The organism is Kitasatospora sp. NPDC056783 (assembly GCF_042789895.1).
In the GTDB taxonomy this organism is placed as follows: domain Bacteria; phylum Actinomycetota; class Actinomycetes; order Streptomycetales; family Streptomycetaceae; genus Kitasatospora.
The window spans coordinates 25,824-32,936 of sequence record NZ_JBHUAF010000051.1; the positions used below are offsets into that span (position 1 = coordinate 25,824).

General features: G+C 67.7%; 10 protein-coding genes. 3 read left to right on the forward strand and 7 right to left on the reverse strand.

Features of this window, described 5'->3' with window-relative positions; genetic code table 11:
* The first annotated feature begins 38 nt into the window (after positions 1–38).
* Complete coding sequence (locus ACFRMQ_RS11025; protein WP_380729317.1) at positions 39–176, forward strand: hypothetical protein; 138 nt, start codon at positions 39–41, stop codon at positions 174–176.
* 469 nt (positions 177–645) lie between these two features.
* Here ACFRMQ_RS11025 and ACFRMQ_RS11030 read toward each other — a convergent pair whose 3' ends face one another.
* Positions 646–2,049, reverse strand: coding sequence for an IS1380 family transposase (locus ACFRMQ_RS11030; protein ID WP_380729319.1), 1,404 nt, complete (start codon positions 2,047–2,049; stop codon positions 646–648).
* Positions 2,050–2,180: 131 nt separating this feature from the next.
* Here ACFRMQ_RS11030 and ACFRMQ_RS11035 point away from each other — a divergent pair, with 131 nt between their 5' ends.
* Positions 2,181–2,975: a hypothetical protein gene (locus ACFRMQ_RS11035; RefSeq protein ID WP_380729322.1), complete on the forward strand. Its 795-nt coding sequence runs from the start codon at positions 2,181–2,183 to the stop codon at positions 2,973–2,975.
* Between the two features lie 380 nt (positions 2,976–3,355).
* On the opposite strand, the gene ACFRMQ_RS11040 is transcribed toward ACFRMQ_RS11035, so the two are convergent.
* From ACFRMQ_RS11040 to ACFRMQ_RS11065, 6 genes are all read right to left on the reverse strand, one after another.
* The gene (locus ACFRMQ_RS11040; RefSeq protein ID WP_380729324.1) at positions 3,356–3,832 is read right to left on the reverse strand and encodes a hypothetical protein; all 477 of its coding nucleotides are present in this window, start codon (positions 3,830–3,832) and stop codon (positions 3,356–3,358) included.
* A 677-nt stretch (positions 3,833–4,509) separates the two neighbouring features.
* The gene (locus ACFRMQ_RS11045) at positions 4,510–4,683 is read right to left on the reverse strand and encodes a hypothetical protein (protein ID WP_380729326.1); all 174 of its coding nucleotides are present in this window, start codon (positions 4,681–4,683) and stop codon (positions 4,510–4,512) included.
* Entirely contained in the window at positions 4,680–5,045 is a 366-nt protein-coding gene (locus ACFRMQ_RS11050; RefSeq protein WP_380729328.1) for a DUF3307 domain-containing protein, read from the reverse strand. Before ACFRMQ_RS11050 ends, ACFRMQ_RS11045 begins: the two co-directional genes overlap by 4 nt.
* 242 nt (positions 5,046–5,287) lie before the next feature.
* Positions 5,288–5,533 carry a hypothetical protein gene (locus ACFRMQ_RS11055; RefSeq protein ID WP_380729330.1) on the reverse strand — a complete coding sequence of 82 codons (246 nt, stop codon included), beginning with the start codon at positions 5,531–5,533 and terminating at the stop codon, positions 5,288–5,290.
* Between the two features lie 13 nt (positions 5,534–5,546).
* Entirely contained in the window at positions 5,547–5,813 is a 267-nt protein-coding gene (locus tag ACFRMQ_RS11060; protein WP_380729332.1) for a hypothetical protein, read from the reverse strand.
* Between the two features lie 147 nt (positions 5,814–5,960).
* A complete protein-coding gene (locus tag ACFRMQ_RS11065) occupies positions 5,961–6,116 on the reverse strand; it encodes a hypothetical protein (RefSeq protein WP_380729334.1) in 156 nt (51 codons plus the stop codon).
* A gap of 464 nt (positions 6,117–6,580) precedes the next feature.
* Here ACFRMQ_RS11065 and ACFRMQ_RS11070 point away from each other — a divergent pair, with 464 nt between their 5' ends.
* Complete coding sequence (locus tag ACFRMQ_RS11070; RefSeq protein WP_380729336.1) at positions 6,581–6,985, forward strand: YccF domain-containing protein; 405 nt, start codon at positions 6,581–6,583, stop codon at positions 6,983–6,985.
* Positions 6,986–7,113 lie beyond the last annotated feature (128 nt).

Consider the following 7,113-nt stretch of genomic DNA (forward strand, 5'->3'; position numbering starts at 1 on the left):
CCGCACACTTCCCAGGACGACGAATGATCCTCCGTACCATGGCCGCAGCCGCAGTCCTCGCCTTCTTCGCGACGATCGGCTCCTCGGCACCCGCTCTGGCTGCCGAGCCGGACATTGTGATCTGGGTCGCACCCTCCGCCCACAGCACCGCGATCTGGGCCGCCCCCGGCCGCTGATCAAAGCGAGTCCTGGCCCGCACGTAGAAGCCTGCCCCGCAGCGAATCTCGATGAACACCGTTCTGCTGCGGTGCAGTTGGCCAACGGCAGGCGATCCTCCCGCCTCCCGGCCTCCTGGGGTCGGGGTGCATCCCGCACTCCGACCCCAGGCCCCGCCAGGGAAGCCCTCAAGGAGAGCCTGACGATCTTCCACGGCAACCGCGCCAGCGTGCCTGCCAGACACCAATCCGCGTCCGCCGCAAGGGCGGTGGGCGCAGTTCTCCACTCCGGCAAGGCCCCGCACCCTCGCAGTCCACCATCCGCACAACCACTAGCCTCCGCCTTTCAGTTGGGCCCGGCTGAGCTCGGTAGATGGCACTGGCGACGTGTTGTGCCCGTTTGGGGGTGTGGGGGCATGTTGAGGGCCCGACGCGTGGCCGGTGTCTCCAAGGGCCTCGGTTCGTGGGTGGGCAGGGACGGTCGGGGAAATCAGGTGACGGGTCGGGGCAGGGCCTGCAGTCGGGTGAAGGCGGTTGCCAGGTCATGGCGCCAGGGCCAGGTGGTGGCGATCCGAAGGTGCAGTCGACGGGCGCCGCGGGTGATGCGGGCGGCGGTGTGCAGCAGCCGGTGGCGGAGCTTCCCCGGCTCGGCTGTGGCCAACTCTCCGTTCAGCAGGAGGGTTTGGGTCCAGGCGAGCAGGTCTATGGCGGCCAGGGACAGCTCGAGCCAGGCCGCGTTGATCCGGAAGTGACGGGAGGGGAAGCGGCCGAATCCGGTGGTCTTGCCGCAGCGGATCCGATCTTCGATGCGGGCGTGGGCGCGGTGGCGGACCTCCAGTAGTTGCAGGGAGCCCTGGCCGTCGGGGGTGTCGGTGAGGAGGACCTGGTGGCGCATGCCCTCGTCCAGGTCGAACAGCGTGAGCTGGGCGCCGGGGTACGGGCGTTCGCGGCGGACGATGTTCCGAGTGCCCTCGGGCAGGCCCGGCAGGTCGACCAGGCCGGTCAGCTCGGCGACCTGGGCACCGTCGCGCAGGGAGCCGTCCTGTTCGAGGGCGGGATGCCATACCCGTTCCGGGAGATGGCGGATCGCGCGGCGGACCGGCTCGGTGATGGACCATCCGACGGAGAAGGACGCCCGGATCCCGCGGGAGCGCAGGGCTCGGATGTGGGCCAGGAAGGCTTTGGCGGAGCCGGCGCTGTCGGAGCGAATGAGGATCTCGGTGCCGTGGCGGTGGGCGTCGGGTATCTGGGCGAGCGCGGCGTCGAGCACGCTGATGTGGTCGGTGGCGGTGTTGGCCGCGGCGTTGCCCGGCCGCAGCACGCCTGCCAGGGCCTCGCCGGTGTTGTCCAGGAAGCACAGCAGCGGGTGGTAGCCGAAGCCGTGCTTGTAGGTCGGTGCCGCGTGCTCCTTCTCGGAGTGGCAGGTGACCAGGGTGGCGTCGATGTCGAGGACCAGGCCCGGCAGTTCACGTCCGCCCGCGCGAGAAGCGGGGATGCCGTCGCGGGTCTCGCCGGCCGGTAGCCAGGCGATCTCGCGGGCGGCGGCGCGGGCCGAGCGCAACGCTGCGAGCGCGGCAGGATCGATGCCGGCCAGCAGTCGCCACGCGGTCGGGGTGGAGGCGACCGGGTCGAAGACCTCGGGCTGGTCGCGCAGCAGCGCGAGGTCGGCGATCGCCTCGCCGCCGTCGGCGAGCATCACCGCCATATCGGCGGCGAGGCGGCCCCGTTCGTGGCCGGTGCCGCGCGGGCGGAGCCGACGCAGGGCGTCGCCGAAGGCCTGCGTGAGGCCGGTGGCATCGGCTAGATCGGCCAGCAGGCGAGACCCGGCGTGGCTGACGACCCCGCGCCCGTCGGTGGAGACGACGAGCCGGGGACGCGACCCGGTAGTGTGCACGTAGAAAGTGCCTTCCTGCTGGGCTGACGAAGACCTTAGACACGCCTCATCGTCCCAGTTCAGAAGGCACTTTCGCGTTCCCGCTCATGATCCGGACACGGCCCCAAGTGAAATGCGTAGGCTAGGAGTGGGTGAGCGATCAGGCCGACGAGATCGCGCAGCAGGGCGCGCACCGGATGACCGGGGTGAACCGCCGGATCAGGGCGATCGACAAGCAGATGCAGCAGCTGCCGGCGCTCGACGCGCTGCGACAGTTCGCCGCCGGCCTCGACCCGGACCGCGCCGACGTCGATCCGCTGTCCAACACCGGTCTGCTGTTCCATGGCCTCACCGCGGCCGTCGCCGGGTCCCGCGGGATCGAACCCGACGCGATCGCCCGGGTGGCCCGGGCCCAGGCAGGCAGGGAAACGCCGCAGTACACCGCGCGCCTTCTGGAGACCGCTCCTCGCGATCCTCTGATCGCCGTCCGGAACACGCCGGCACACCGGCTTCCGGGGCTACCGGCCGACAGCACCATCAACCACTACGTCTCGGTGGCTCGGGAGGCACCACTGGAGCGGCTTCGTACTGGCTGGATCGCTGCCGGGGAGATGGCGGGCTGGGCCGAGTCCCTGTGCTGCGCGGTCGAAGCGGAGATCGGGGCCGGACAGCCGGGCTCGGCATGCTTCGAATGGTTCCTCGGCCACTTCTTCGGCATCGGCAGGATGTACCTGATCCAGGGCCTGGGCGATTCCTCCCCCAGCACTGGTCAACAGGCGTTGACAGCGCTGGAGCTGGTGTTCTCGACCGACGCAATCAACAGCATGCTCGCCGCGACGGATGCGGACGGCCACGAGACGCTGCGCTGCCTCGCGCCGCCGTTCCTTCTTCAGCTGGCCGCCATCAAGGGTGGGCCCGGTAGAGCTCGGCCCGGCCCTCATAAGTAGCAGTTGCAACCAATTCAAATGAAAACAAGAACGATCACAAATGATCAAATAAGTCCACCACAGTTCAAGCCTCGTGCGCGGGGGAAATCGGATCCTCCGTCACCCCAACGAGTGAATGGACAGGCACGGGCCCCGCAACGCCGTTTCCAGATTCGTAGCGTTGCCGTTAGTCCAACCGACCACGGCAGCCGGAGGAGCAGACGGAGGTTACACCCTCCGCCTCGCTGCGCTGTCGAAGGGATACGCCTCACTGCCAACGGGCGACTCCCTCAGCAGCGGTGCCACCTGCCGCCACCAGATGGCACCGCTACCACGTGGAACCCACCACCCTGCCAACGTGGGCCGCGCATTTCACCAGAAGGGGGAGAGACCGTGCCTGGCTATTCGATCTGGCGGTCGGTCACCACTCCTTCATGGGCACAATCGGCGCCCGGCTGCTCAGGGGTGTCGGACCCCTTCGGCGTCGCCGGGAGCCGCTTGGCCTCGCCGATGACCGCAGCGACGGCTGTCAGCATCGCGCTCGCCGCCGTCAGCACCCCCTTCGCCCGCCTGGCGCCCGCAGCGAGGCCCGTCAACACTGTCGCCGCCACCATCAGTTGGACGGCCTGGGAGCCGACCCTGGCCACCCACTGGCCGGCGTCGGCGATGGCCACTTCCATCGGCGCACCGAAGGCTCGGTCCACCAGCGTCAGAACCAGGCAGCTGCCGAAGCACAGCGCGAGGATCCCGAAGCTGAAGTTCCCTCGCCGTTCCGGTGTATGCGAATGCCCATCCGGGCATCGCCCAGAGCGAGCCGCAGGATCCTGCGGCTCAGCGTTCGGACATACGTTCGGACGCGATACAGGGGTGTCACTCATGTGAAATTCCTGTGGTCAAGAGATGCCCCTCGGCGGCAGGCAGCGTTTTCTCAGGACAGAGCCTTGCCGCCGGGGGCATCTCGGATTTCGACTTGTGTCGCCAAAGTGCGACGCTACCCAAGCCAACGACACCGGCCCATTCGAGTTACCCCTCGAAGGCCCCACAGGCATATTTTCGAGTTAATCCCGGCAAAATCGGCCCCCTCGACGGGTCAGTCGTGATAGCTGCTCCCGCACCAAGCCGGATATGGCGTGCACAATTCAAGCACCTCTAGCCTGGTTGTCCGCTTGATCGACCCGCAGTCCACGGCTAGCCCGACGGCGGCGACCGCCCGCCCCGTGGAGAGAGTGAGTGCGCAGCACGGTCCACTTTCTCGAGCCCCGGCAACCAGGTATCCGCCCTGACCAGCACGATCCTTCCACCCGCACAGACCCCGACGCCAGTCGATCACGACGTGGCAGGCTCCGACCCCAGCTGCCGACGAGCCCCACGAAGGCCGGCCTCGAAGGACGAGACGGCCGACCACCAGAAGCACGGCCGCAGTAGCGGTAGCGGCCGGAACGCCGACAGTTCGGGAACCCGGCCCGGCCTGCTTCGAGTCGCCTCTCGGCGAACTCTCCGGAATCGGCCGGGTGTACCTGATCAAGGGCCCGGCCGAACCTTCCTCCGCCGCCGGTCAACAGATGTTGACAGCCTTGGCGTGGGTGCTCTCGCTCGACACGATCAACAGTGCCCTCGCCACAACGAACTCGAACGGGCACGAGACGATGCGCCGCCTCGCCTTGCCACTCCTCCTCAAGCTGGTAGACCTGAGATCCCAATCAGCCCAGCCGCGGTGCACCTCGGTCACCGGATAAGGGTGAGGAACAGCGCGGCCGGGAGGAGCCCAACGGAGAAGTGCGCGGCCTGGTCCACCTTCTCAAGGCCCCCAGCCGCCAGGTATCCACGCTGGCCGGTGTGCTCCATCCACCAACGCACACCCCGACGCCGGTCGATCGCGGCATGGCTCATACCGATCCAGGCGAGGCCGGCGGCCAGCGAGCACCAGGACGGCTGGTGCTCAAGAACGAGCGGACCAGCGGCCAGAAGCACGACGGTGGTCGTGATGACCTGGATGAACGCGTGGAGGAGGTTATGGCCCCAGCCATGGTGGTAGCGGCCGGGGCACCGGTCGTCCAAGCCCTCCGTCCAACCCGACTTCTTGGCGGCCATCCGGTCCCCTTGCCCGGGGTAGTCGGCGACCAGTGACAGATAAGCAACAGCACATAGATCGACGCGAACATGCCATCCCTTCGGGAATGCAAAAGGCCGGAGCGAGGAACGCCCCGGCCTTGAAGTCAGACCCGCGTGGGGCCTGGTTGATCGGCGGTCGCTGACCACGGCACCCGGGCAGCAGTCCCGGAAACGCCGGTGGCCCGGGCGGATACCCGGGCCACACGGTCAGGAAGCAGGGGTCAGCCCCAACGCAGGCGCTGGAGGACCCGCCAGATGATCACCGGGGCGACAGCGCACAGGGTCAGCACCATCACCTTGTCCGCGGCCACGCCCTGCGTGATCGCGTAGACCAAGACAAGGCCGACAAGCAGCGGCGGGTCCGGCCTCCGCACCAGCTCGAAGGCCCGCGCCAGAACCGCCGGCGGGACCGACTCCGGCGCCGGTCCTTCGTCATTCTCCGGCCCTCGGGGCATAATCACGGACACGGCCGCGGTCCGCCTATGCCAGGAAGCTGCCAATGAACACATCGAGGCCTCCGGACAAGTCGAGGGGCTTGAGGTCCACGTCGTAGTCGATCCACCACACGACGGGCACCTCCGGGGCGAGTTTGTGCACCACTTCGTAGATGACGGTCAGGGGCCCGGCGGGCGACCCGCGGTCCTCGAAGCCGAACACGCCGTGCCGGACGTTGAACGACAATTCCGCCGGCCGGTCGAACCCGGCGTCCGCCACGATCTCCAGGAAGCCTTCGTACGCGCTGCTCACCGTGGCGTCCGGCCAGCGACTCAGAACGATCTCCTGTACCTGTTCGCCGGTGAAGGCCCACGGTGCCGGCGTGCTCTCGGTCGGAGCTGACGCAGAAGCTGGATCCCACGGGTGCTCGTTCTCTCGGTGGTACGGATGTACGTCCGATCAGGGCTCGATGCGGACACGCCCCTTGACGCCCTGAGCGGCCATGAGGGCCTGGAAGTAGGAGCTGGCCTTTGCATCGTTGGTGATCTGAAGGACCTCCACCCGCTGCCGAGTGGCGCGTTCACGCTCCTCCAGCAACCCCATCACCGACGGCATCCCAACACCTCCACCGAAGAGACGACACAACACCTCGTCTCTGCCGCCGAAACACCGTCCCTATACCTGACCAGCGGAAACACACCCGTCACTCTCGGAAAGACAACGGCTTCTGAGCACAGGTCCGCTCCCTCGCTTGGGTGGCTGTAACCCCTGGTGTCGGACCGGCATGAGCGGCGGCGGTGTGACTACAGATCTGGACTGATCTCGGTCGGGCGCCGAAAACGATCGGCGCCTACGCCCACGGGCTCTTCGCTGGGCGCGTCCAGGCAGGGGCCTTTCGGACGGACGATCATCGACGCGTCCGCCTCCGCAGGATGCAACGATCTCCGGAGTGCGGACCTCGCGCTCGCCAGCCCACCCCGACCGATCCCTGAGGATCGACCCCTAGGGGCGTAGACGCGTTCACCGGCGGGCATGGCAGAGCGTAGTGCAACGCCATCGGCCGTGAGAAGGTACCGAGCATGAGTGCCCTAAAGTTCGTCCTCAATGTCATCTGGCTGCTTTTCTGCGGCATTTGGATGGCTCTCGCCTATGTGCTCGCCGGAATTATCTGCTACCTACTTGTAATTACCATCCCCTTTGGCATTGCCTCGTTTCGGATCGCCGGCTTCATACTGTGGCCGTTCGGACGGACCACCGTCGAGCGCCGGGACGCCGGACCCGCCTCCTGCGTCGGCAACGTGATCTGGTTCGTCTTCGCCGGCTGGTGGCTCGCGATCGGCCACCTGCTCACCAGCATCCCGCTGTTCCTGTCCGTCATCGGCATCCCCTTCGGCTGGGCCAACCTGAAGATGATCCCGATCTCGCTGATGCCGCTCGGCCGCGAGATCGTCTCCACCGACCAGGAGTGGGGCGCGCGGTACTGAACCACCACGAACCCAGACGGCCGGCGAAGGGCACCAGCCCTCGCCGGCCGTGGGCGCGTTCCCGCCCGGGGAGGAGTGGGCCGCGCTACGCGGGTTCCGCCACCGGTGAACCAAGCCGAGGGCCCGGG